Here is a 24,137-nt window from a genome sequence, read left to right on the forward strand (position 1 = left end):
ACGCATCTCATGTGCATGTCGCGCGTTCCGGGTTCACGATTCTATCCGTGACGATACCGCACCGCAGCGTTGCCTGACGCGCGGCACAACGCCGGTTGTGTTTGTTTGTATCGCCCAAACGTGCTGTATCCGCCGGCGATACCATGCCGGCTCGCATGAGGTGGCCATGAACAAGGTCCTGTTGATCGAGGACGATGCCCGACTGGCCGGGCTGATCTCCGAGTATCTGCTTCGCTACGATTTCAAAACCTCGGTGGTGTTGCGCGGCGACCAGGCGCTCAACGCGATCGAAGACGGTCCGCCCGACGTGATCGTGCTCGACCTGATGTTGCCCGGCATGGACGGCCTCGACGTCTGCCGGCAGATCCGCAAGCGATCGGCGGTGCCGATCGTCATGCTGACCGCGCGCGCGGATCTGTTCGATCAGGTCACCGGGCTGGAAGTCGGCGCCGACGACTACGTGCTCAAGCCGGTCGAGCCGCGCCTGCTGCTGGCGCGGTTGCGCGCGGTGTTGCGCCGCAGCCAGAGCGCTCCGGCCGCGGCGGCGGCGACGCCGTCCAGCCTGCTCCAGTACGGCGGCCTGCAGATCGACCTGACCGCGCGCCAGGTGCGCTGGCGCGGCGAGGAGATCGACCTGAAGACCGCCGACTACAACCTGTTCGTGATCCTGGCCCAGGCCGCCGGCCGCGTGCTCAACCGCGACGAGCTGTTGCGGCGCTGGCGCGGGATCGGCTTCGACGGCGTCGACCGCACCGTCGACGTCAGCATCTCGCGCCTGCGCCGGCATTTCGGCGACGACGCGCAGGAACCGCGCAAGATCAAGACCGTGTGGGGCCGCGGCTATCTGTTCAGCCCGATCGCCTGGGAGGATTGAATGCTGCCGATGCTGGTGCGGCTGTACCTGACGGTCGCCGGCCTGCTGCTGTGCTCGCTGTTGCTGGTGCAGCAGGCCTTTCCGCACCTGTTTCCGGAACCCTACGCGCAATCGGCGCGGCAGGACTTCGCCGGCGAGCTGCGCCTGCTGCGCGACCGCCTCGACGGCGCCGTCGGGGCCGAATTGGTCCGACGCCTGGACGAGCTCAACCGCGATCTGCCCGAACGCTACCGCCTGCTCGATCCGGCCGAGGTCGAGGCGCTGTCGGTGTCTGTGCGCGCCCAGCTCGGCGCCGACGGCAGCGCCGGCGACCACCTCGGCAGCGACCAGCACCGGGTCTATCTGCGCCTGGACCACGGCCAGGTGGTGCAGATCGGCTACGTCGAAGACGATTATCCGGCGCGCTACCTGGCCTACGTCACCGTGCTGGCGCTGATGCTGCTGGCGCTGCTGCTGTGGCTGCAGCCGCTGTGGGGCGACCTGGAGCGCCTGCGCGAGGTCGCCGAGCGCTTCGGCGACGGCGACCTGGAAGCGCGCGCGCCGCTGCGCGGCGGCTCCTCGATCCGCCAGCTGTGCGTGTACTTCAACAACATGGCCGACCAGATCGGCCGCCTGATCCAGTCCCAGCGCGACCTGGTCAACGCCGCCTCGCACGAGCTGCGCACGCCGATCACCCGGCTCGAATTCGGCCTGGCCAACCTGTCCGACTCGCTCGACGACCGGGTCGCCCGCGCGCGCGTGCACGCGCTGCGCTGCGACGTGGAAGAGCTGGACCTGCTGGTCGGCGAGCTGCTGACCCTGGGCATGCTGGAACGCAACGGCGCCCGCGCCCTGCTGGAACAGGTCGAAGCCGGCGCCTTCCTGCGCGCCTCGGCCGGTCTGGCGGCGGAGGAACTGCGCACCCGCGGCACCGCGATCGACTGGCTGCTGTCGCCGGCGCTGGCCGAGATCGTGGTCGAACCGCGCAGCTTCGCCCGCGCCTTCTCCAACCTGATGCGCAACGCGCTGCGCTACGCCGACGGACTGATCCGGGTGGTGCTGGAACCCGACGGCGCGGGCTGGCGCCTGATCGTCGAAGACGACGGGGTCGGCATTCCGGTCGAGGACCGCGACCGGGTGTTCGAGCCGTTCTACCGGCTGGACCGCAGCCGCGACCGCGCCACCGGCGGCTTCGGCCTCGGCCTGAGCATCGTCCGCCAGGTGATCGACCGTCACGGCGGCGAGATCCGGGTCGAGGCCTCGAACCTGGGCGGTGCGCGCTTCGTGATCCGCCTGCCCGAGCACCGCCCCGGCGAGCTGCGCGCCGCCGCGGCCGAGCGCGACGGCGACGGCGAGACGCTCGACCAGGCCTTCCATCTGCAGTGAGCCGGGCTGCGGTGAACCGGGCCGCAGTGAACCGGGATTGACCCGTTTCGCCGGGGCAACACGTTAGCTGTTGCAGGCCGTCCCCACGAACCGGCCGCAGGAGCTCGCATGCATACGGACATGAACGCGTACACGCCGGAAACGCCCGGCGCGGAATACCAATCTCAGCCCCAATCCCACCCCCATCCCGAGACCCACCCCGACGCCGCGACGGCCGGCGACGACGTCGAAGCCCGCGCGCTGGACCTGGCCAACCAGGCCATCGCCCGTCAGGCCAGCGGCGAGTCCGGCGAGGCCGCGCGGCATTGGCGCGAGGCGATCGCGCTGGCCGACCACGGCCTGCCCGGCGATCCGCTGCGCTACTGGCTGCGCAGCGGCCTGGCCGAAGCCTGCTTCCGCCTCGGCGACGATGCCGCCTGCATCGCCGCCGCGGCCGTGGCGCGGGCCTGGGCGCGCCAGCAGCAGGCGCCGTCGACCGCGCTGTGGCTGGGCCAGGCGCTGTTCCGCAGCGGCCGCGTCGACGAAGCCCTGGACGCGCTCGGCGAAGCCCAGGCGCTGGCCGGCGCCGCCTTCGCCGGCGCGCTCGACGAGCGCCACCGCGAGGCGATCCTGGCGCGGATGGCGACACTGGCCGCCTGAACGACCGCGGCCGCGCTCAGAACCGCGCCCACCACTGCACCGAGCGCTCGAAGTAGCCGCACAGGATCTGCGCCAGGCGGCGCCGGTCCTGGACCTGGCCGCTGGCGATCGCGCGGTCGACCGCGCTGTGCATGGCATTGAAGAAGATCACCGCGGTCAGGCGCGGGTCCGGCGCCGCCCACACCCGCGCCGCGATGCCGCCCTCGAGCAGTTCGACCAGTTGATCGATCGCCGGGTTGTCCTGCATCGCGTGACGGTCGTGATGGCCCGGGCCGTGGAACAGCGCATCGTGCAGCTCGACCCGGTCCAGGTAGCCGTCGACCGCGCCCTGCACCCAGGCGCGCAGCCGGCCGCCCCAGTCGCCGGGGCGGCAGCGGTCCATGGCCCGCGCCAGCTCGTCGAGGAAGCCGGCGACGAAGCGCTGCTGCAGGGCCAGCAGCAGTTGTTCGCGGCTGGAGTAGCGGTCGCGCAGCGCGGCCGGCTCCAGGCCGGCGGCGAGCGCGACCTCGGCCAGGCCCAGGCGCGCCGGGCCGCAGACCAGCAACAGCCGCTCGGCGTGGTCGAGCACGGCCTGGTCCGCCGGCGCGGCGGACGCGTTCGGTACGGCGCCCATCGGCGCTCCATATAGATGAGAATCGTTCTCATCATAGTCCATTCCCGGCGGCGGCGCCGGGGTCGGCCGGCCGGAGCCGCGACGGCGCGACCGGCGTCGACGCGCGCGGAACGCGACCCTCGCCGCGTCGGTTCCGCGGCCTGCGCCGGATGCGTTGCGCGAACTGCGCCGCGTTCGCGGATTTTCCGCCGCGGAAAATTCCTTGTCCGACGACGGAAATAAAACCGCGCCGGTCACGTCGCGAGCGTGAATCCATTCCGCTGTCGCCGCGCGCCGCGAAAGATTTTTTTCCGCAGCGAAAAAGCTGCGCGAAAACCCTTGTAGACAGCCGTTTGGCGCAGTGGCCGTTGTAGAAAAAACTTCACATGGCGGTCTTGTGATCCGTCTCTCACCGCCGGCTTCGTAAATACTCGACTTGTGATCCGTCTCTCACCCGTCTTGATAGACATGAAATCCAGGCTCATGGATATTGAATCCGCAGGCGCACGTCGGATCGAACGTACGCACGCCTGCGTAGAACGCCACGCATAACAACTCGGGCCCCGCGTACGCGCAAGCGGCACTGCCGACGCAGCGGGCTCTGCCCCGGCGCTGTGCGCCGCGGCCATGACGGTATTTGCTTCGTAGCGGACACGGAGAGGGGGCCACTCGTAACGAGTTGGCCGCAGGATCGCGCGCGTCGAAATCCTCGCGTCGTCGGGCCCCGCGCCCGTCGGCCGCAGGCGGCGTGCGGCCGGGCGGCCGCCTCAAAGGATGCGCATCATGACCGAATCCAACGCCAACGCCCTGCCCCTGACCACCGCCCAGCGCGGCTTGTGGGTCGGGCAGAAGATCGCCTCGCTCGAAGCGACCTTGAACATCGCCGAGGCGGTGGAAATCCATGGACCGGTCGAGCCGGCGCTGTTCCTGCGCGCCATGCGCCGCTTCACCGAAGAAGCCGAAACCACCCGCGTGCGCATCGTCGAGCGCGACGGCCTGCCGTACCAGATCGTGCGCGAAACCACGGTGGCGCAGTTCCCGTACCTGGATTTCAGCGCCGAAGCCGACCCGCGCGCGGCCGCCGAACGCTGGATGCACGCCGAGATCGTCAAGCCGGTCGATCTGGCCCACGATCCGCTGTGGTTCGGCGCCCTGTTCAAGTACGCCGACGATCTGTACTGCTGGTACCAGCGCGCCCACCACACCGTCTACGACGGCTTCAGCGGCGGCATGGCGGCCAAGCGCCTCAACGAGCTGTACCTGGCCTACCGCGACGGCGTCGAACCGCCGCCCAGCGGCTACGGCAGCCTGGCCTCGCTGGTGGAGACCGAAGCGGCCTATCGCGAGTCCGAGCGCTATCGCCGCGATCGCGAGTACTGGCTGGAGCAGCTCGCCGATCTGCCCGAGGCGGTGACCCTGGCGCGCCGCCGGGTGCGCAACAACGGCGGCCTGCGCCGCGCCAGCGGCCAGGTCGGCAACGACGTGCGCGAGCGCCTGGCCGAGATCGCACGCGATTGCGGCGTCAGCCTGCCGCAGGTGCTGATCGCGCTGGTCGCCGCGTACTACCACCGCGCCACCGGCGCCGAAGACCTGGTGATCGGCATGCCGGTCACCGGCCGGGTCAATCACGCCATGCGCAGCACGCCCGGCATGGCCGCCAACGTGGTCGCGATCCGGCTCAAGATGCACGCCGGCATGAGCATGCCGGAGCTGTTCGCGCAGGTCTCGCGCGTGGTCCGGCAGGCCCTGCGCCATCAGCAGTACCGCTACGAGGAACTGCGCCGCGACCTGGGCCTGCTCAACCCCGACCAGCACATGGCCTGGCTCGGCGTGAACATCGAGCCTTACGACTACAACAACTTCCTCGGCCACCGCGGCAGCGCGCGCAATCTGCACAACGGCAGCGCCGAGGACCTGACCGTATTCGTGTTCGACCGCCTCGACGGCCAGGGCCTGAGCCTGGACCTGGACGCCAATCCGACTCTGTATCCGGAGGCCGAACTCAACGAGCACCTGCGCCGGCTGCTGCGCCTGATCGACGCCGTGCAGGCCGAACCGGGCCTGCGTCTGGGCGAGATCGACGTGCTCGGCGACGACGAGCGCGCGCGCCTGCTGCAGCGCTGGAACGACACCGCAGCCCCATTGGCCGAGGCCACCGCGCTGGATCAGTTCGAGCGCCAGGCGACGCTGACGCCGGACGCGGTCGCGGTGGTGTCCGGCGACGCGGCGCTGAGCTATCGCGAACTCGACGCGTTGAGTACGCGTCTGGCGCGCCGCCTGATCGCTCGCGGCGTGCGCCCTGGCGACCTGGTGGCGCTGGCGCTGCCGCGCGACGAGCGCCTGCTCGCCGCTCCCTACGCGGTGTGGAAGGCCGGTGCGGCCTATCTGCCGCTGGATCCGGAATCGCCGCGCGAGCGCATCGTCCAGACCCTGGAAGACGCCGCGCCGCGGTTGCTGCTGACCACCGCCGCCTTCGCCGACGCGTTCGACGGCGGCGCGGTGGCGCTGCTGTCGATTGATGAAGCGTCGATGGATGAAGCGTCGATGGACGAAGCGTCGGCGGACGAACTTTCGAGCGACGGGTCGGCCGGCAGCGGGGCGGACCTGCCGCGCGCCGCCGCCGACGCCTGCGCCTACGTCATCTACACCTCCGGCTCGACCGGACGGCCCAAGGGCGTGGAAGTCGACCAGCGCAATCTGAGCAACTTCCTCGCCGCGACCCAGCGCCTGTTCGCGCCCGGCCCGGGCGAACGCTTCCTGGCCCAGACCACGATCGCCTTCGACATCGCCTGCTTCGAACTGTTCCTGCCGCTCAGCGTCGGCGCGCGGGTGGTGATGACCGGCGCCGAGACGGTGCGCGACCCGATCGCCCTGGCGCGTCTGATCGAAGAGCAGGCGCTGGACTACGTGCAGGCCACGCCCTCGTTGTGGCGCATGCTGCTGGCCAATCCGCGCCTGCGCCTGGACGGCGTGCATGCCTTGTCGACCGGCGAGGCCCTGCCGCCGGATCTGGCCCAGCGGCTGGTCGCCAGCGCGGCCAAGGTCACCAACCTCTACGGCCCGACCGAAACCACGGTCTGGGCCAGCGCGGTCGAGCTCGGCGCGGACGATGTCGCCGACGGCGCGCCGCCGTCGATCGGCCGGCCCCTGCTCAACACCCGCGCCTACCTGCTCGACGCCGCGCTCAACCCGGTGCCCACCGGCAGCGTCGGCGAGCTCTACGTCGCCGGCGCCTGCGTCGCCCGCGGCTATCTGCGCCGGCCGGCGCTGAGCGCCGAACGTTTCCTCGCCGATCCTTTCGTCGCCGGCGAACGCATGTACCGCACCGGCGACCTGGCGCGCTGGCGCGACGACGGCGCGATCGAGTACCTCGGCCGCGCCGACCAGCAGGTCAAGATCCGCGGCCACCGGGTCGAATTGGGCGAGATCGAGGCCCAGCTCGCCGCCGAAGACGGCGTCGCCGACGTCGCCGTCGCACTGCACACCGATGCGCTGGGCCACGGCCTGCTCGCCGCTTACGTGGTGCCGGCCGCCGGCCGCGGCGTCGACGCCGCGGCGCTGCGCAGCGGCCTGGCGCGGCGCCTGCCCGAGCACATGCTGCCTTCGGCCTATGTCGAGCTCGAGCGCCTGCCGCTGACCGCCAGCGGCAAGCTCGACCGCAAGGCGCTGGCGCCGCCCGAACGCAGCCGCCGCACCGCCTACGCGCCGCCGCGCAACGAGACCGAGCGCAAATTGGCCGCGCTGTGGCAGCAGATCTTCGGCCTGCCGCAGGTCGGCATCCACGACAACTTCTTCGAGCTCGGCGGCGATTCGCTGACCGCGGCCGAAATGGTCGCCGCCTTCCCGCAGCACTTCGGCAGCGAGCTCGCGCTGGGCGCCCTGTTCGAAGGCTCGACCATCGCCGGCCTGGCCGCGCACCTGGAGCGTAATGGCGGCGAGAACGACCCGCTCGGCGCGCTGCTGGCGCTGCGCCCGTCCGGCGGCGCGCGGCCGCTGTTCTGCATCCATCCGGTGACCGGGCTGAGCTGGGCCTATGCGGCGCTGCTGCGCCACCTCGACGAGCACCTGCCGGTGTACGCGCTGCAGTCGCGCGGCCTGCGCGGCGGCGCCAGCTTGCCGGCCAGCATCGAGGAGATCGCCGCCGACTACGTCGCCCAGATCCGGCGGGTGCAGCCGCACGGCCCGTACCGCCTGCTCGGCTGGTCGCTGGGCGGCCTGGTCGGCCACGCGGTCGCGGCGTTGCTGCAGCAGCTCGGCGAACGGGTCGAACTGCTGGCGATGATGGACTCCTACCCCTTCGTCGCCGATGCGGCCGAAGCCGGCGGCGAGGCGCAGCAGGTCGCGGCGGTGCTGAAGTTCCTCGGTTTCCACCAGCAGGCGCGCGACAACCCGCCGCAGGACATGCGCGCCCTGGCCGACCTGCTGTGCCGCGAGTACGAGGTGTTCTCGATCCCGCTGGTGCAGGAAATCATGAAGGCCGACGCGCGCCTGATCGAGAACGTCAGCGCGATCACCCGCAACAACCTGGCCCTGGCGCGCCGCTACCGGCCGGCCCCGATCGCCGCCGACATGGTGTTCTTCAACGCCGGCCGCAAGGAACGCGTCGACCTGGACGGCCTGCTGCACTACCACGCCGGCGCTTGGCAGCCGGTGATCGACGGCCGCATCGAGGTGCACGACATCGACTGCGATCATCAGTCGATGCTGGAACCGCGCGCCGCGGCGCAGATCGTGCGGATCCTGCGCGAGCGCCTGGAGCCGCGCAGCGAAGCCGCGCCGGCCCCCCCGCCGCAGCTGCACCCGGCGGAGTTCGCGATCGCGTTCTCGTAGGGCGCGGCTATTGCCGGGCGCCCAGGGGAAAGCAGGAGCAAATCCCCCCTACCCCCCTTTTTCAAAGGGGGGGAAACAGTCGGGACGTCGCGGCGATTCGAATGGAGCGCACCTCGCATATCTGCACGCAGTCGCCCAAGCCGATACCCCTACGCGCCAATCCTGCCCCCTTTGAAAAAGGGGGCCAGCGCCCGGCGCGAGCCCGAGGTCCGAGGGGTGTCGGCAGCGCGGGGGGATTTGCTCTTGCTTCTGCGCTCGTGGGAAAGCAAGAGCAAATCCCCCCTGCCCCCTTTTTCAAAGAGGGGAACCGCATGAGGGCTACGCGGCGACTGCGACTGCGACGGGCATCCTGCGGTCCTAACCATCGCGACCGGCAACGCGCACAATAGGCGGCTCCGCGATCGCTCGCGCCGCAGGGACCGCCACCGCCGATGAAGAGCAGCGACGTCGAACTCGAACGCCTGCGCGTGCAGCGCGAGGCGAGGCGCGCCGAGCGCGCCGCCGATCCGGCCCATGCCGAGCAGCGCGAGGGCCGCGCGCTGTGCCTGTCCGGCGGCGGCTACCGCGCCGCGCTGTTCCACCTCGGCGCCCTGCTGCGCCTGCACGAGACCGGCCTGCTCGCCGGGACGACCATGTTCAGCTCGGTCTCCGGCGGCAGCATTGTCTCGGCCTGGCTGGCCTGCCGTTATCTCGATACCCGCCGCGAAGACGAATCCTTCGCCGCCTGGAACGACCGGATCGATTTCCGCGCCGTGGTGGTCGAACCGTTCCGCGACGTCGTCGCGCGCGACATCCGCACCCTGCCGGTGCTCGCCACCGTCGCCTACAACTGGCTCTGGCCCTCGCACCGCATCGCCCTGCTCGAGCGCCGCTATGCCCAGGTGTTCGGCGAACGCAGCCTGGACCAGTTGCCCGAAACGCCGGCGTTCGTGTTCTGCGCCACCGACCTGACCTTCGGCGTCAATTGGGAATTCTCCCGGCGCCGGGTCGGCGACTACCTGGCCGGCTACCTGCGCGACGGCGCGCGCCGGGTCGGCCTGGCCTGCGCGGTCGCGGCGTCGTCGTGTTTTCCGCCGGTGTTCGGTCCGGTGCGTTTCGACACCGCGCCCGGCGCCTATCAGCGCGGGCATTATCAGGGCGACGACGGCGAAGCGCTGCGCCAGCGGATCGAACTCAGCGACGGCGGCGTCTACGACAACCTCGCCACCGAACCGACCCTGCGCCGCTACCGCGAAGTGCTGGTGTCCGACGCCGGCGGCCCGTTCGTATTCGAGAGCCGGCGCTGGTGGCTGCGCCAGCTGATGCGCTACACCCAAGTGGTCGGCAATCAGGCCGAAGCGCTGCGCAAGCGGCTGTTCTTCGGCCAGGCCGCGACCGGCTCGCTGATCGGCGTGTACTGGGGCCTCAGCGGCGGCCGCGACGGCGGCGCCGACGGCTACAGCCCGGCCCTGGTGGCCGAGGTCGTCGGCCGCATCCGCACCGACCTGGACCGCTTCCTCGACGTCGAGTTCGAAGTGCTGGTCAACCACGGCTATTTTTCCAGCGTCGACGCGATGGCCCGGCACAACGGCTGGCCGGCCTCGCCGGCCGCGGCCTGGCCTTATCCGCAACGCGCCGACGAAGGCCGCGTGCGCCATTGGTTGCGCCACAGCCACAAGCGCGTGCTGCACCCGCGCTGGTGGGGCGGCGGCGAATGAACGCCGCTCAAGCCGGAGCGCAGGGCGCGAACAGGTCGAGTTCGCGCGCGTAGACCGAAGTCCGGACCTGCATCAGCCCGAGCACCGAGTGGAACAGGTTGTCGTGGCTGGCCGGACGCAGCGCTTCGCGGCGCAGGCATTGCAGGTCCAGCCCGCGCGAGGCGGCGAAGCCGGGCGAGAACCACATCGTCATCGGCACCCGGGTCTGGGTCCGCGGCGCGATCGCGTACGGCAGGCCGTGCAGGTACAGGCCGTTCTCGCCCAACGACTCGCCGTGGTCGGACACGTAGATCAGCGCGGTGTCGCGGCTGCCGTCCTCGGCCAGGGCGCGGATGCTGCGGGCGAGGAACTCGTCGGTGGCCAGCAGCGCGTTGTCGTAGGCGTTGACGATCTGCTCGCGGCTGCAGCGGCCGAGTTCGTTGGTGTCGCAGGTCGGCGCGAACCGGCGCAGCCGCGGCGGATAGCGCCGGTAGTAGCTCGGGCCGTGGTTGCCGAGTTGGTGCAGCACCACCACCGCATCGCCCGTCTGGGCGGCCAGGCGTTCGCGCAAGCCGCGCAGCATCACCAGGTCGGAGCAGCCCTGCGCGTTGCAGTAGTCGGGGTCGGCATCGTGCTCGAAGGATTCGAAGGCCAGGCCCTTGCACACGTTCTTGCAGCCGGTCTGGTTGTCGCGCCACAGAGTGGGTATGCCGGCGTACTCGAGCACGTTGAGCAAGGACTCGCTGCCCTGGATCCGGCGCTTGTCGTAGTTGCGCCGTCCGTACGGCGAGAACATGCACGGCACCGACACCTCGGTGCTGCTGCCGCAGGCGGTGACGTCGGGGAAATTGACCGGACCGATCCGGGCCAGCTCCGGCGTGGTCTGGCGGGCATAACCGTTGAGCCCCCAGTTCTGCGCACGCGCGGTCTCGCCGACCACGATCAGCAGCAAGCGCGGCTTGCTGCCGGCCGGACGTGCGGCGACGCGCGCATCGGTGCCGATCGGCGCGCGGCCGCGCACTTTGGAGGCCGAGTCGTCGAAGGCGACCCGGGCCAGCGACACCAGGTAGTTGGCCGGCGTCACCAGGTGGCGCATTTCCTTGTGATTGCGCATCAAGGCCGAGATGTCCTGGAACGCGCCGAGCAGGGCCAGCATCGCCAACACCAGCGCCGCGGCCATCGCGGCCAGGCGGCTCCACAATGCCCGCGACCAGGCTTGCTCGATCACCCGCACCCGCCACAGCAACAGCGACGGCAATACCCCGAACAGCAGCAGCGGCGGCAACAACCCCAGGCTGAGCAATTCGCCTGACTCGCGGCCGTCGGACTGCAGCACGTTGCGGATCATGCCGGGGTCCAGGTAGACCCCGTACTGGCCCATGAAATGGGTTGCCGCCGCGGTAACCAGCAGCAGCGCCGTCAACAGCGGCTTCAGCGTCCAGCGATTGAGCAGGCCGGCGAGCAGGACGAAGGTGACCGCCACGATCGCGACATAGACGCAGGCGCCGACCCACAGCCCGCGCGCGCCGTCGAACGCGCCCGCGGCCGCGGCGGCGCGCCAGAACGCGCCGTTGGCGAAACTGGCGAAGAACATGCTGGCGGCCAGCGCCACGGTTTCGACCCGGGCTTGCGGCCGCAGGCCGAGCCGGGCCGGCCAGCGCGACGCGGAGCCAGCGACGACGCTCATCGGCGCGGGCTCCCGCGCCGGGCCCCATCGCCGGCGCAGGCGGGCGACGGCGTCGCGGCCAGCGGCTGCGCGGGCGGAAACGATGCGGCGGAAAGGAGATGCTGAGCGTCGATCATCGGCGGGTCGTGGGCTGCGCCGGGCCTCGCGCCCGGCCCGGAGGCGGTCGGACGCCATGATCGAAACCGCCTTGTCGGAGCGCGGTCGGAGCGAAGTTGGGCCGCGGTTAAACCACCCGCACGGACCTGGCCCGCACGGACCTGGCCCGCACGGACCTGGCCGGCGCGGACTTTGCCGGTTTGGGCGGCATATGGCCCGACGCGTTCCGACGCGTTTCCGACAGACCCGGGCGCATACTGGCCGCAGCCGCGCATTGGCGCGGCGCGGGCTCGCGCGGTACGCACCGCCGCGCCATTCGGGCCGCCGCGGGCGGCAGGAGCGACCGGCGCATGCGCCTGCTGGTGGTCGAAGACAATCGCAATCTGGTCGCCAACCTCTTCGACTACTTCGAAGCGCGCGGCCACACCCTGGACGCCGCACCCGACGGCCCGACCGGCCTGCACCTGGCGGTGACCCAGCGCTACGACGCGATCGTGCTCGACTGGATGCTGCCGCGCCTGGACGGCCGCGAAGTGCTGCGCTGCCTGCGCGAACAGGCCGGCGCGGACGTGCCGGTGCTGATGCTGACCGCGCGCGACGAACTGCCGGACAAGATCGCCGGCTTCCGCGCCGGCGCGGACGACTACCTGACCAAGCCCTTCGCCCTGCCCGAACTGGAAGTCCGGCTGGAAGCGCTGCTGGCGCGCGCCGTCGGCCGCAACCGCAGCAAGCTGCTGCAGGTCGCCGACCTCAAGCTCGACCTGACCACCCTGGAAGTCAGCCGCGGCGGCCGCGTGGTGCACCTGTATCCGGCCTGCCGCAAGCTGCTGGAAGTGCTGCTGCAGTCCAGCCCGGGCGCGGTCACCCGCGAACGCCTGGAGCAGGCGCTGTGGGGCGACGATCCGCCCGACGGCGACATGCTGCGCTCGCATGTCTACGAACTGCGGCGCGCGATCGACGGCCCCTATCCGGTCAAGCTGATCCAGACCTTGCCGCGGATCGGCTACCGCCTCGCCGTACCCACTCCCAGCGCGGTGGCCGACAGCGATGACTGAACCGTCCGCTCCGCCGCGCCGGCGCAGCAGTCTGGGCCGGCGCCTGCTGCTCGGCCTGCTCGGCTATGCGGTGCTGGTCTCGGCCGCGGTGGTGATCGTGCAGGGCCTGGTGGTCAACGAGCACGCCGAACGGCTGGTGTGGACCTCGCTGATGGACACCGAGCTCGAGCATTTCGTCGAGCGCAGCCGCAGCGACCCTGATTACCGCTGGACCGACACCAAGGCCTTGAGCCTGTACGACAGCGCGACCCGACCGCCGCCGCCGGCGCTGCGCGCGCTCGGCCCCGGCGTGCACGACGACATCGAATCCGACGGCGTCGAACACGTGGTGCTGGTGCGCGACGTCGACGGCCGCAGGCTGGTGCTGGCGCTCGACATCGACGACATGGAGCACCTGGAGTTCGACCTGGCCCTGACCATCGCCGGCTCGGCGATCACCACCCTGCTGACCCTGTGCCTGGTGATCGGCTGGGGCGTGCGCCGGCTGGTGCGGCCGCTGACCCAGGTCGCCCAGCGCATCGGCGGCCTGCAACCCGACCGCGCCGGCCAGCGCATCGAACTGCCCGACTCGGCCAGTTCCGAGTTGGTGGTGATCGCCGACGCGGTCAACGACTATCTCGCCCGCAACGACCGCTTCGTGGTCCGCGAGCGCGCTTTCATCGACAGCGCCAGCCACGAGTTGCGCACCCCGATCGCGGTGATCGCCGGCTCCACCGAGCTGGCCCTGGCCCAGCCCGACCTGCCGGCCGGCGCGCGCCAGCAACTGGCGCGGATCCACCGCACCGCGCGCGAGGTCGAGCAGTTGGTGTCGCTGCTGCTGGCGCTGGCCAAGGACCCGCAACGCCTGGCGTCCAACGGCGACCGGGTGGCGCTGGACCAGTTGCTGCCGGAACTGGTCGAAGACCATCGCCACCTGTGCCGCGACAAGGACCTGCGCCTGGCGCTGGCGCCGCTGCCGCCGTGCGAGATCGTCGCGCCGCTGCCGATCGTGCAGGCGGCGATCGGCAATCTGTTGCGCAATGCGATCGAGAACAGCGACCGCGGCGAGATCGCGATCCGGCTCGACGCCGACGCCACGGTGGTGATCGAGGACCCGGGCCACGGCATGAGCCCGGAGGAGATCAGCGCGCTCTACGCCCGGGTCGCCCGCGACGGCCGCGAGGGCGGCGGGATCGGCCTGGACCTGATCTCGCGGCTGTGCGAACACCTGGGCTGGCGGCTGCGCTTCGATCAGGCCGAACGCGGCACGCGCACGACGCTGAGTTTGCGGCCGGGGTGAGCGGCGCTTTCCGGCCGGGTCCGGTTCGCTGGAACTGGGCTGCCCTCATCCGGCCCTTCGGGCCACCTTCTCCCGCAAGCGGGAGAAGGGAGCGGACCAGGTCTTCACGCAAGCGGGAGAGGGGTTAGGGTGGGGGGACCTCTCACTCGCCCACCGCATCGTCCCCGCGCGGCGGCGGCAACGCCGCCGGCGGCTTCGCCGGCGCCTGCAGCGGCAGCGGATCGCTGCGCTGGCGCTGGTAGGCGCGTGCGACCCGCTCGGCGCCGTACTTGCGTTCCAGGCGCTTGACGATGAAATGGCCGCGCGCCATGTCCTGGTAGTGATTGGTGAACAACACGTTCATCGTCGCCGCGGTGGCCGCGCCGATCACCGGCACCAACTGCGCGGCGGTCTTTTCGCCGACCACCACGCCGAAGCGGGTCGCGACCACGTCGACCAGCTTGCTCATCCAGGCGGTGGCCTGCTTCTTGGCGTAAGCGTGGGTGGCGTGCTGGGCGCCGCGACGGCTGGCCAGGCCGGCCAGTTCCTGCCGGCCGACCTCGGCCAGCGCGGTGCGCACCGCGTAATAGCCGGAAGCGGAAGCATCGTCCTCGTCGCTGCCGCCACCGAAGGCGAACACTTCCACGCAGGCCGCCTGCACTTCGGGATCGGCCAGGGAAAAGCCTTCGGCGCGGGCGATGTCGGCGACCGCGCGCATCATCACCACGGTCGATACCGGCAGCTCCGCGGCCAGGCCGGCGGCGCCGAAGAAGCCGCCGAGCGCGCCGACCGCGCCGGCGGCGAACTTGTGGCTCTTGGTCGAGGAAGCCTTGTTGGGCTGGTCCTTGACCGTCCACAGCGCCGCCGCGGCGGCCTTGTGCAAGGCGCCGTGGACGATGCTCTGGATCCTGCGGTTGACGAAGCCCGGCAGCTTGGACAGGCCGAACTCGATCGGCGCGCCGGCCAGCGCGGTCATCCGCGCGGTCAGCGACGGCGTTTCCAGCAGCGCCACCGCGCGCGCCAGATCGGCCGCGTCGGCGGTGTCGTCGAGCCTGTCGTGGTCCTGCCGCATCCTGCCGTTCTCCCGGGGTCGGCCGCGTCGTGCGGCGGCACGAACATAAGACCGCCGCGGCCGCGCTTCAAGTGCGCGGCGTGCGCACCATGCGTTCGAGCAGGTGCTCGACGATGTCCGCGGCCTGCAGGCAGCGGCCGGTATGCACCGCCGACATCTGGATGATCGAGCTGCGCTTGGCGGTCAGCCAGTGGAAGCGCGCGCGCGCCGGCAACTGGCCGATCGGGCCGGCGTCGCGGCCGCCGCGGCAGATGCGCTCGATCGCCTGCAGGTGCAGGCGCACCGCCTCGACGTCGACGCCGGGGTCGAGCGCGCGCAGCCGCGCCTGGTCGAGCTCGATGCCGGCCGCGAGCAGGCCGGCCGCCGGGCAGGACACCAGCACGCCGACGTTGACGAACTCCTCGCGCTCGACCCGCGGCACCACGCGGATCACCGCATAGTCATACAGCGAGCGAGCGGGCATGGATCGCCTCCTCGACGAATGCGCGCGGCGCCTGCACGCGGCGCTGGAGATAGTCGGCGTAGGCGCGGCGATGGGCCTGGGCGTCGGCGAAGCCGGGCTCGTCCTCGAGCCAGGCGTCCGGCAGCAAGGCCACCACCTCCTCGATCAGCGCCGGGGTGAGCTTCGGCGCGAGTTCGGCGTCGGCCTCGGCCAGGGCGGCCGCGAACGGCAGCAGCACGTGGTCCTTGACCGGCGCGAAACGGCTGGCGGCGGCGCCGGCGGCGTTGGCCCAGTCGTGGTGGAAGTACAGCGCCGCGCCGTGATCGATCAGGGTCAGGCGGCGATGCCACAGCAGCATGTTGGTGTTGCGCGCGGTGCGGTCGACGTTGGTGGTCAGGGCGTCGAACCAGACGATGCGCGAGGCCAGCGCGGCCGGCGGCGCATCGACCAGCGGGTCGTAGTTGACCGAGCCGGGCAGGTAGTCGAGGGCCAGGTTGAGCCCGGCGCTCTCGCGGATCAGGTGCTGGATCTCCGGATCGGGTTCGGTCCGCGCCAGTTCCGGGTCGAGTTCGGCGAGCACGATCTCCGGCACCGGCAGATCCAGCCGGCGCGCGATCTCGCCGGCGACGATCTCGGCGATCAACGCCTTGCGGCCCTGGCCGGCGCCGCGGAACTTCATCACGTACAGGCCGTCGTCGTCGGCCTCGACCACGGCCGGCAGCGAGCCGCCTTCGCGCAGCGGGGTAACGTAGCGGGTGGCGGAAACGGTTCTGAGCACGGCGGGACGGCGGCGGCGCACGGGCGCGGGTTCGGTCGCCCACCTTAGGGCGGGCCGGCGCAAACGCCAAGCCCGCCGCTCGCGGAGCGCGATCGCACCGATCGCACCGATCGCTTCGGGCGAAGACTCAGGCCGCCGCGGCCGGCGCGTGCTGGCGGATTAGCCGCTCGACCAGGACATCGACATCGGCCTCGGCGCGCTCGATCGACGCCCGCAGTCCTTCGCCGCCGAATTCGTCGTACTCGATCGCCGCGCCGTGATGGTCGACGATGCCGATGTAGCGCATCGGCGTGCGCACGCCGGGCTCGACGTGGTTGATCGCCTCCAGCCGTTCGCCGGCGCCGTAGCCGACGTCGCCGCGCGAGCTCAGCAGCACCAGGCTCTTGCCGGCGCCGGCCAGCATCGGCCAGTACGGCTCGCCCTGGCGCTGGCGGTCGAAGCCGAAGGTGCGGCCGACCCGCACCACGTTGTCGATCCAGGCCTTGAACTGGGCCGGCATGCCGAAGTTGTACATCGGCACGCCGGCGACGATCACGTCGGCGGCGATCAGCTCGTCGACCAGGGCGTCGCTCTCGGCCAGGGTCTCGTGCATCCACGGCAGGCGCTGGTCCTGCGGGGTGAAAGCGGCATGGATCCAGGCGCCGGTGACCGGCGACGGAGGAGCGGTACCGACGTCGCGATAGACGACCTCGTCGCCGGGACGGATTTCGCGCCAGCGGCGCACGAAGCGCTCGCTCAGGCGGCGGCTGTGCGAGCCGTAGCGGCTGCGTTCGGAGGTATCGGAGCGGGCGCTGGAATCCAGGTGCAGCAGGCGGGTCATGGCGGCGGTCTCGGGTTCGGTGATGGATGAGCCCTGTTGGCGCATTCGCGGGCACATCCGGGCTGGAAGCCATGTTGAATCCGCCCGACCGAGGCGACAAACTCCGATTTCTCAGCAAACGGATTATTTTTTCTCATCCATGAGCCGCCCCCGCCTGCCCCCGCTCGGCGCCCTGCGCGCGTTCGAAGCCGCCGCCCGCCTGGCCAGCTTCAAGCGCGCCGCCGACGAGCTGTCGGTAACCCCGACCGCGATCAGCCACCAGATCCGCCTGCTCGAAGAGCAACTGGGCGTGCGCCTGTTCGAACGTCAGACCCGGCGCGTGGCCCTGACCGCCGAGGCGGCCCTGCTCTATCCGGTGCTGCGCGACGGCTTCGACGCCTTCGCCGAGGCGGTCGCAGCGATCGCGGCGCGGCGGCAGCGGCGCGCGCTGACCCTGTCGGCGACGCTGTCGTTCACCGCCAAATGGCTGGTGCCGAAGGTGGCCTCGTTCCGCGCCGCGCAACCGCAGCTGGACCTGCGCCTGCACGCCTCCGACGATCCGGTCGACCTGGCCGCCGGGGTCGCCGACGCGGCGATCCGCTACGGCCGCGGCCCCTACCCCGGTCTGGTCGCCGAACGCCTGATCGAGAACCGTTTCGCCCCGGTGTGCAATCCGCGCCTGGGCTTGCGCCGGCCGCAGGACTTGCGCGAGCACGCGCTGCTGCATTCGGAATGGCGCCATCCCACCGCCGACACGCCGACCTGGCGCAACTGGTGCGCGCTGGCCGGCGTCGAAGGCCTGGACGTGGAGGCGGGGCTGCGCTTCACCGACGAGAGCCATGCCATCCAGGCCGCGATCGCCGGCCACGGCGTGGCCCTGCTCAGCCTGGCCCTGGTCGCCGACGACCTGGCCGCCGGCACCCTGGTGCAACCCTTCGGAGCCGAGTTGGCGCTGGAAGGCTATCCGCACTGGCTGGTGTACCCGCAAGGGGCGCCGCGCGCGGAAGTGCTGGCGCTGCGCGACTGGCTGCGCGCGCAGGCCGCGCTGGCCTAGACGATCAGCCTTCGGCGCGTTGGCGTGCGGTTTGGTAACGCTGCTCCTGGCTCAGCCCGCCGTAGCCGTAAGCGGCCGCGCGCGCATCGATGATGTGGATGTAGGACGTGTCGTGCGCGTCGCCGAGCAGGGCCGACAGGCCGGCATGCATGCGCTGCAGATAGCGCGCTTTCTCGGCCTTGGTGTTGGTCTCGTCGGTGATGCTGATGTCCAGGTGATAGGCGCTGCGCTGGTGTTCGAGCAGGCTGCGCCCGTCGATGAACCAATGGCCGCGATCGACGAACTGGATCGCGACGGCGACCAGCTCGCGCGGCTTGCCGAGCACCTCGACGGTGAGGTCGGCGACCAAGGCCGCGGCGGCGCGCGCCAGTTCGGCGTCGGGCGCGGCGGAAATCTGCAGGGCGATGTGCGGCATCAGCGTTCTCCGTGGCGGGCCGGGTTCGGCCCGGGAATGTCGCCAGGTTAGGCTTGCGCCATCCATCGGCAAAGCGGGAAGATCGGACGGAATCCATCGGCTTTCCCGATGTAAGGACGGACCATGGCCGGCTTCGACCTGGAACAGCTCAAGGCCTTCGTCGCGGTCGCCGACGCCGGCAGCATCTCCGCCGGCGCGGCGCGGGTGTTCCGCTCGCAATCGGCGGTCAGCGAGCAACTGCAGAAGCTCGAGCGCGCCGCCGGCGCGGCGCTGCTGTTGCGCTCGCGCCACGGCGTGGCGCCCACCGCGGCCGGCCAGCGCCTGCTCGGCCATGCCCGGCAATTGCTCGCGCTGGGCGAGCTGGCCCTGCACGACGTGCGCCGCGAGCTGCGCCGCACCGAACTGCGCCTGGGCATCAGCGACTACTACCGCCCCGACGACATCGCCGGGTTGCTGCGGCATCTGACCCGCCACTGCCCGCAGCTGCGGCTGCAGGTCGCGCTGGGCACCAGCGCGGCGATCGCCCGCGGCCATGCCGAAGGCGCTTACGACGCGGCGCTGGTCATGCAGGTCGACACGGCCGGCACGGCGCGCGCCAGCGACGGCGCGCTGCCGCTGCGGCGCGAGCCCCTGGCCTGGGTCGCCGCCGCGGGCCTGGACCTGCGCGGCGAGGATCAGTTGCCGCTGGTGCTGCTGCCGCCGGAGTGCGCCCTGCATCGGCTGGCGATGGAACGGCTGCGCAAGCATCGCAGCGCCTGCCGCCTGGCCCACCAGGCCAGCGGCGTCGCCGGCCTGCAGGCGGCGCTGCGCGCCGGACTCGGCCTGGGCTGCCTCAATGCCTCGGCGATCGGCGACGGCCTGGCGGTGGCGCATTCGCCGCGCCTGCCCGCGCTGCCGGACTGCAGTTTCCGCCTGATCCTGCCGTCGTCCGGCGCCAATGCCGCGGTGCGCGAAGCCGGCGCCGCCCTGCACGCCTATTTCGCGTAGCCCCCTGTAGGAGCGGCGTGAGCCGCGACAGCCGCAGCGACGCGACAGCGCGCGCCGACCCGGAGACGATCGAATCCGCAGGCGCAACGATGAAGAGCCCGGAACATCCGGGCTGCGGCGACACCGCTCGCGCGCACCGCTGCGGTGGTCGCGGCTTACGCCGCTCCTACAGGAGGGGAGCTACAGCTGCTCGCGTGGCGGCAGGGTCCAGTCGATCGGCGCCAGCCCCTGGCGCGCCAGATACTCGTTGGCGGCGGAGAAATGGCCGCAGCCGATGAAACCGCGGTGCGCCGACAAGGGCGAGGGATGCGGCGCCTTGAGCACGCGATGGCGGCGCGGGTCGATGACCTTGCCCTTGGCCTGGGCGTAGCTGCCCCAGAGCAGGAACACCAGCCCTTCGCGTTCGCGATTGAGCACGTCGACGACGTGGTCGGTGAAGCCTTCCCAGCCCTTGCCCTGGTGCGCGCCGGCGCGGCCTTCCTCGACCGTCAGCACCGCATTGAGCAGCAGCACGCCGCGCCGGGCCCACGGCAGCAGGCAGCCGTGACCGGGCCGGGCGATGCCCAGATCGCGCTGGATCTCCTTGAAGATGTTGTCCAGCGACGGCGGCACCGCTACGCCCGGCTGCACCGAGAAGCACAGCCCGTGCGCCTGGCCGTAGCCGTGGTACGGGTCCTGGCCCAGCACCACCACCTTGACCTGCTCGAACGGGGTCGCGTCGAAGGCGGAGAAAATCTGCGGCCCGGGCGGGAAGATCCGCGCGCCGGCGTTCTTGCGTTCGCGCAGGAAGCGCGACAGCGACTGCATGTCCTCGCGCCCGAACCAGTCGCCGATGCGCGCCTTCCACGACGGGTCGAGCTTGATGTCGCGATCGCCGTCGCTCATGCCGGCAGCACCGCGCTGGGCTCGGACAGCCGCGACAGGCGCAGCTGGAACAGGGTCTTGGTCACCAGCAGGCGTTCTTCGATCGGCTTGAGCACCAGGTCGTTGGCGCCGGCGCGCAGCAGCTCGCTCTGGTTGTCGCGGTTGGCGTCGCCGGTCATCACCAGCACCGGCAGGCGGCGCTTGCCGTAGCCGAAGTCGCCGCGCAGGCGCGCCAGCAGGTCCTTGCCGCCGAGTTCGCCCTTCAGATAGACGTCGGTCAGCACCAGGTCGGCGCCGGCGTCGCCGCCGTCGCGGCCGCTGGCGCGATGCGCTTCCAGGTGCTCCAGCGCCTCTTCCACGCCGATGAAGTGCAGCACCTGCAGCGCATGCCGCTCGAGCATGCGCTTGGTCGCCACCGCCACCACCCGGCTGTCCTCGACGTAGAGCACGCGCGCGCCGGGAATCGGCTGCGGCTGGACGTAGCCGCGGATGAAGGCGGCCAGCGCGGCCGGGCCGAGCGACTTGTCGAAATAGTCGGTTACGTCTTCGGTGAAGCGGCGCGCCTCCAGGTGCGACTGGGCGTCGCTGGAGACCACGATCACCGGCACGTAGGCCTGGCCTGCGGCTTCGCGCACCGCGCGCGCCAGGGCGATGCCGTCGCCGTCGGGCAGCACCAGGGCGGTGGTGACCAGGTCGACCTCGCCGTGATCCAGCGCCAGCTTGGCCTCGATGATGTTGCCGCACTGGACCAGGCGCAGGTTGGGCAGCTCGCGCAACAGCACGTCGGCGATCAGCTTGCGCACCAGCTTGGAGCCGTCGACCACCATCACCCGCGGTGCGGCGCTATCGAAATGTCGCAGATTCTGGCTTTGCATGGCGTCGATGATTACCGGGTCGGCGACGCGCGTCCGGCGCCGGCGGGCGCCGATGCGCGGCGCGCAGGCGGGGGAACCCAGATTCTAGGCGCAAGCGGTCGCAGATTCCGAGTCTTGCGCATCAGGTCCGCGCGCCTCGCGCTCGGTGCGCGGGCGCCGGCTCAACCGCGACCGGCTCGCGCCTGGCGCAGGTGGTGGCCGGTGACCAGGCCGGCGCCGAACCAGCCCAGCGCGGCCGAACCGGCCAGGATCGCCAGCGCCTGCAGCGGACCGAAGCCCTCCAGCACGAACCGGCTGCCGTAGCTGGCGGCAAGCGCGCCCAGCGGCTCGCGCAGGCTGCGGTCGGCCGCGGTCAGCAGCGCCAGCGCGACCGCGCCGGCGGCCAGGCCGTAGCAGGCGCCCAGGTACAGGAACGGCCGGCGGATGAAACCGTCGGTGGCGCCGAGCAGTTGCAGCACGCCGATCTCCTCGCGCCGCGACTGGATGTCCAGGCGCACGGTGTTGCCGACCACCAGCAACGCGCCCAGGCCGAGCCCGAGCGCCAGCATCCAGGCCAGGCGGCTGCCGAAGCGCAGCCAGCCGTCCAGGCGCTGGCGCCAGCCGGCGTCGTGCTGGACCAGGTCGGCCTCGGCCAACGCGCCCAGCGACTGCGCCAGGGCCAGTTCGTCGCCCTTGGGCGTCACCACCAGCAGGCTCGGCAGCGGATTGCCCTCGATCGCGCTGAGGGTATCGCCGAGGCCACTCTTCTCGCGCAGCTCGGCCAGGCCCTGCTCGGGCGTGCGCAACTCGACCGCGCCGACCTCGGGCCGCGCGCGCAGTTCCGCGGCCAGGGCGCGGGCGCGCTCGAGCGCGATCTCCGGTTTGAGGAACAGGCTGATCTGGCGCGAACGCTGCACGTCGCCGGCGAAGCGCTCGATATTGCTCAGCGCCGCCCACAGCCCCAGCGGCAAGGCCAGCGCCACCGCCATCACCCCGATCGTCAGCAGCGCCGCCCAGGGCTTGCGCAGCAGCCGGCCGAGGCTGGCGACCAGGCTGTGCAGGTGATGCTCGAACCACGGCCCCAATCCGGAGCGCGCGGCGGCGGCGATGGCGTCGTCGTGGTCGTACTTGTAGTCGGGAGCGCCGGCGAGCGGCTCGCGGCGGTCCTGCGGCATTGCGTTCATTCGGCCAGATCCTCGGGCGCGATGTCGTCGACCAGGCGGCCCTGGTTCAGCACCAGCACGCGCTTGCGCATGCGCTTGACCAGAGCCAGGTCGTGGCTGGCGACCAGCACGCTGGTGCCGCGCTCGGGCAGCGACTGGAACAGGGCCATGATTTCCGCCGACAGGGTCGGGTCGAGATTGCCGGTGGGTTCGTCGGCGACCAGCAGGCGCGGTTCGCCGACGATCGCGCGGGCGATGCCGACGCGCTGCTGCTCGCCGGCCGACAACTGGCCCGGCAAGGCTTCGGCGCGCGCGCCCAGGCCGACTTTCTCCAGCGTGGCGCGCACGCGCCGGCTGATGTCGGGCCGGCGCAGGCCGCGCAGCAGCAAAGGCAGGGCGACGTTGTCGGCGACGCTGCGGTCGGCGAGCAGGCGGTGGTCCTGGAACACCACCCCGATCTCGCGCCGGTGCAGGGCGATGCGCCGGCCGCCGACCTTGTGCAGGCTGCGTTCGCCGAACAGCACCGTGCCGCGGCTGGGGCGTTCGCTGAGATGGATCAGCTTGAGCAAGGTGCTCTTGCCGGCGCCGGAGTGGCCGGTGAGGAACAGCATCTCGCCGGGCGCCACCTCGAAGCTGACTTCGCTGAGAGCCTGGTGGCCGCTGTCGTAGCGTTTGCTGACGTTGTCGAAGCGCAGGACGGTCATGGCGGAAGTATCGCAGAGCGAATCGCCGGCTTCATCACGTTTCGGCATTCGGGTTTGGCCTATGGTCGCGCTGCGGTCGACGCGGCATCGTCGACGTGCCCGACGACACAGACCGACCGTTCAGGCCGGCACGGATCGCGCGACCGCAGGCCAGCGTCCGCCGCACGGCGCCCTGGCGCAGCGACACCCCTGGCGACGCTTCCCAGTCCGACATCGCACACGCCGCGCCGGCCGACCGGCGACGGCGGACCGCCTTCGTCCACGACTAGGAGCCCACCATGCACACTCTTCCGGCCTCGCTGGCGCTCGCCGGCCTGTTCGCGCTCGGCCTGTACGCCCACGACGCCCGCGCCGAGCAATACGACCCGCCGCTGAACATCGGCACCCTGGCCTGCCCGGCCGGTTCCACCGGCTACGGCAATGCGCGCTTCATCGTCTTTCCCTCGTTCGGCAGCGCGCCGCCGAACTGGCGCATGACGATCTGGTGCAGCGCCGGCGGCAGCGGCCGCCGCGGCCATTTCGAACCCGGCGGCGGCGGCGTGTTCACCGCCTGGCCCTATGCCGGCGGCGCGTTCGGCATCGGCTGGCCGGCCTCGCCGAACTACGGCAACCAGTACCAGTCGCTCGACATCGACAGCGACGGCGACCTGGACGTGTTCCAGTTGGTGGAAACCGCGGCCAACACCTGGTCGGTGTACCTCAGCCGCACGCTGTAGGCGGCCGCGCTGTAGACAGCCGCCGTAACCGGCACGTCCGCCAGGACGGCCGTGCGCGGAGCTTGCGTGCGCGGAGCTTGCGTGCGCGGGGAGTGCGCGGGCGGTGCTTGCGCAGGCCCGGCGGTGCGGGCGCGCGGATGGCGAGCGCCCGGCCGGTCAGCGGCCGGGGTCCGCGGGCGCGGGCCAGGCCCGCGCGGGCGAAGCGACGGCGGCCGGC

General features: G+C 71.4%; 22 protein-coding genes. 10 read left to right on the forward strand and 12 right to left on the reverse strand.

What is annotated here, in order from left to right; genetic code table 11:
• Window positions 1–166 precede the first annotated feature (166 nt).
• From K4L06_RS05165 to K4L06_RS05175, 3 genes are all read left to right on the forward strand, one after another.
• Complete coding sequence (locus K4L06_RS05165) at window positions 167–874, forward strand: response regulator (protein ID WP_221670383.1); 708 nt, start codon at window positions 167–169, stop codon at window positions 872–874.
• Window positions 875–2,239, forward strand: coding sequence for an ATP-binding protein (locus K4L06_RS05170; protein WP_221670384.1), 1,365 nt, complete (start codon window positions 875–877; stop codon window positions 2,237–2,239).
• A gap of 108 nt (window positions 2,240–2,347) precedes the next feature.
• Window positions 2,348–2,878 (forward strand): hypothetical protein, encoded by a 531-nt coding sequence (locus tag K4L06_RS05175; RefSeq protein WP_221670385.1) that lies wholly within the window; start codon window positions 2,348–2,350, stop codon window positions 2,876–2,878.
• 16 nt (window positions 2,879–2,894) lie between these two features.
• Here the strand turns inward: K4L06_RS05175 and K4L06_RS05180 are convergent, their stop codons facing one another.
• Both K4L06_RS05180 and K4L06_RS05185 read right to left on the reverse strand, forming a co-directional pair.
• On the reverse strand, window positions 2,895–3,491 hold the full coding sequence (locus K4L06_RS05180; RefSeq protein WP_221670386.1) for a TetR family transcriptional regulator: 597 nt from the start codon (window positions 3,489–3,491) through the stop codon (window positions 2,895–2,897).
• Window positions 3,492–3,724: 233 nt separating this feature from the next.
• Complete coding sequence (locus K4L06_RS05185; RefSeq protein ID WP_221670387.1) at window positions 3,725–3,955, reverse strand: hypothetical protein; 231 nt, start codon at window positions 3,953–3,955, stop codon at window positions 3,725–3,727.
• Between the two features lie 298 nt (window positions 3,956–4,253).
• Here K4L06_RS05185 and K4L06_RS05190 point away from each other — a divergent pair, with 298 nt between their 5' ends.
• Together K4L06_RS05190 and K4L06_RS05195 are read left to right on the forward strand one after the other, a co-directional pair.
• Window positions 4,254–8,300: a non-ribosomal peptide synthetase gene (locus tag K4L06_RS05190; protein ID WP_221670388.1), complete on the forward strand. Its 4,047-nt coding sequence runs from the start codon at window positions 4,254–4,256 to the stop codon at window positions 8,298–8,300.
• A gap of 431 nt (window positions 8,301–8,731) precedes the next feature.
• Entirely contained in the window at window positions 8,732–9,997 is a 1,266-nt protein-coding gene (locus tag K4L06_RS05195) for a patatin-like phospholipase family protein (protein ID WP_221670389.1), read from the forward strand.
• Between the two features lie 7 nt (window positions 9,998–10,004).
• Here the strand turns inward: K4L06_RS05195 and K4L06_RS05200 are convergent, their stop codons facing one another.
• Window positions 10,005–11,663, reverse strand: a complete 1,659-nt coding sequence (locus K4L06_RS05200) for a phosphoethanolamine--lipid A transferase (protein ID WP_221670390.1) — start codon at window positions 11,661–11,663, stop codon at window positions 10,005–10,007.
• Window positions 11,664–12,109: 446 nt separating this feature from the next.
• Here K4L06_RS05200 and K4L06_RS05205 point away from each other — a divergent pair, with 446 nt between their 5' ends.
• Window positions 12,110–12,814 carry a response regulator transcription factor gene (locus K4L06_RS05205; RefSeq protein ID WP_221670391.1) on the forward strand — a complete coding sequence of 235 codons (705 nt, stop codon included), beginning with the start codon at window positions 12,110–12,112 and terminating at the stop codon, window positions 12,812–12,814.
• Window positions 12,807–14,093, forward strand: coding sequence for a HAMP domain-containing sensor histidine kinase (locus K4L06_RS05210; protein ID WP_221670392.1), 1,287 nt, complete (start codon window positions 12,807–12,809; stop codon window positions 14,091–14,093). Before K4L06_RS05205 ends, K4L06_RS05210 begins: the two co-directional genes overlap by 8 nt.
• 142 nt (window positions 14,094–14,235) lie before the next feature.
• Here K4L06_RS05210 and K4L06_RS05215 read toward each other — a convergent pair whose 3' ends face one another.
• The 4 genes from K4L06_RS05215 to K4L06_RS05230 all read right to left on the reverse strand — a co-directional run bounded on the left by K4L06_RS05215 (window position 14,236) and on the right by K4L06_RS05230 (window position 17,184).
• Entirely contained in the window at window positions 14,236–15,144 is a 909-nt protein-coding gene (locus tag K4L06_RS05215) for an EcsC family protein (RefSeq protein ID WP_221670393.1), read from the reverse strand.
• 67 nt (window positions 15,145–15,211) lie between these two features.
• Window positions 15,212–15,607, reverse strand: a complete 396-nt coding sequence (locus K4L06_RS05220; protein ID WP_221670394.1) for a DUF3037 domain-containing protein — start codon at window positions 15,605–15,607, stop codon at window positions 15,212–15,214.
• Complete coding sequence (locus K4L06_RS05225; protein WP_221670395.1) at window positions 15,585–16,364, reverse strand: HipA family kinase; 780 nt, start codon at window positions 16,362–16,364, stop codon at window positions 15,585–15,587. The genes K4L06_RS05220 and K4L06_RS05225 overlap by 23 nt, the downstream gene beginning before the upstream one ends.
• A gap of 127 nt (window positions 16,365–16,491) precedes the next feature.
• Window positions 16,492–17,184: an NAD(P)H-dependent oxidoreductase gene (locus K4L06_RS05230; protein WP_221670396.1), complete on the reverse strand. Its 693-nt coding sequence runs from the start codon at window positions 17,182–17,184 to the stop codon at window positions 16,492–16,494.
• Between the two features lie 139 nt (window positions 17,185–17,323).
• Here K4L06_RS05230 and gcvA point away from each other — a divergent pair, with 139 nt between their 5' ends.
• Window positions 17,324–18,217, forward strand: coding sequence for a transcriptional regulator GcvA (gcvA, locus tag K4L06_RS05235; protein WP_221670397.1), 894 nt, complete (start codon window positions 17,324–17,326; stop codon window positions 18,215–18,217).
• Window positions 18,218–18,221: 4 nt separating this feature from the next.
• Here gcvA and K4L06_RS05240 read toward each other — a convergent pair whose 3' ends face one another.
• Window positions 18,222–18,632 carry a tautomerase family protein gene (locus K4L06_RS05240; protein ID WP_221670398.1) on the reverse strand — a complete coding sequence of 137 codons (411 nt, stop codon included), beginning with the start codon at window positions 18,630–18,632 and terminating at the stop codon, window positions 18,222–18,224.
• 123 nt (window positions 18,633–18,755) lie between these two features.
• On the opposite strand from K4L06_RS05240, the gene K4L06_RS05245 reads away from it, so the two are divergent.
• Window positions 18,756–19,619, forward strand: a complete 864-nt coding sequence (locus tag K4L06_RS05245; protein ID WP_221670399.1) for a LysR substrate-binding domain-containing protein — start codon at window positions 18,756–18,758, stop codon at window positions 19,617–19,619.
• 180 nt (window positions 19,620–19,799) lie between these two features.
• Here the strand turns inward: K4L06_RS05245 and ung are convergent, their stop codons facing one another.
• From ung to ftsE, 4 genes are all read right to left on the reverse strand, one after another.
• A complete protein-coding gene (gene ung / locus K4L06_RS05250) occupies window positions 19,800–20,504 on the reverse strand; it encodes a uracil-DNA glycosylase (protein ID WP_221670400.1) in 705 nt (234 codons plus the stop codon).
• Window positions 20,501–21,358 carry a response regulator gene (locus tag K4L06_RS05255; RefSeq protein ID WP_221670401.1) on the reverse strand — a complete coding sequence of 286 codons (858 nt, stop codon included), beginning with the start codon at window positions 21,356–21,358 and terminating at the stop codon, window positions 20,501–20,503. Before K4L06_RS05255 ends, ung begins: the two co-directional genes overlap by 4 nt.
• 161 nt (window positions 21,359–21,519) lie before the next feature.
• A complete protein-coding gene (ftsX, locus tag K4L06_RS05260) occupies window positions 21,520–22,521 on the reverse strand; it encodes a permease-like cell division protein FtsX (RefSeq protein WP_255594991.1) in 1,002 nt (333 codons plus the stop codon).
• Window positions 22,518–23,204 carry a cell division ATP-binding protein FtsE gene (ftsE, locus tag K4L06_RS05265; RefSeq protein ID WP_221670402.1) on the reverse strand — a complete coding sequence of 229 codons (687 nt, stop codon included), beginning with the start codon at window positions 23,202–23,204 and terminating at the stop codon, window positions 22,518–22,520. The genes ftsX and ftsE overlap by 4 nt, the downstream gene beginning before the upstream one ends.
• A 278-nt stretch (window positions 23,205–23,482) precedes the next feature.
• Between ftsE and K4L06_RS05270 the strand changes: the two genes are divergently transcribed.
• Window positions 23,483–23,920 carry a hypothetical protein gene (locus tag K4L06_RS05270; protein ID WP_221670403.1) on the forward strand — a complete coding sequence of 146 codons (438 nt, stop codon included), beginning with the start codon at window positions 23,483–23,485 and terminating at the stop codon, window positions 23,918–23,920.
• The last annotated feature ends 217 nt before the right edge of the window (window positions 23,921–24,137 follow it).

It is taken from the genome of Lysobacter sp. BMK333-48F3 (assembly GCF_019733395.1).
Taxonomy (GTDB): domain Bacteria; phylum Pseudomonadota; class Gammaproteobacteria; order Xanthomonadales; family Xanthomonadaceae; genus Lysobacter.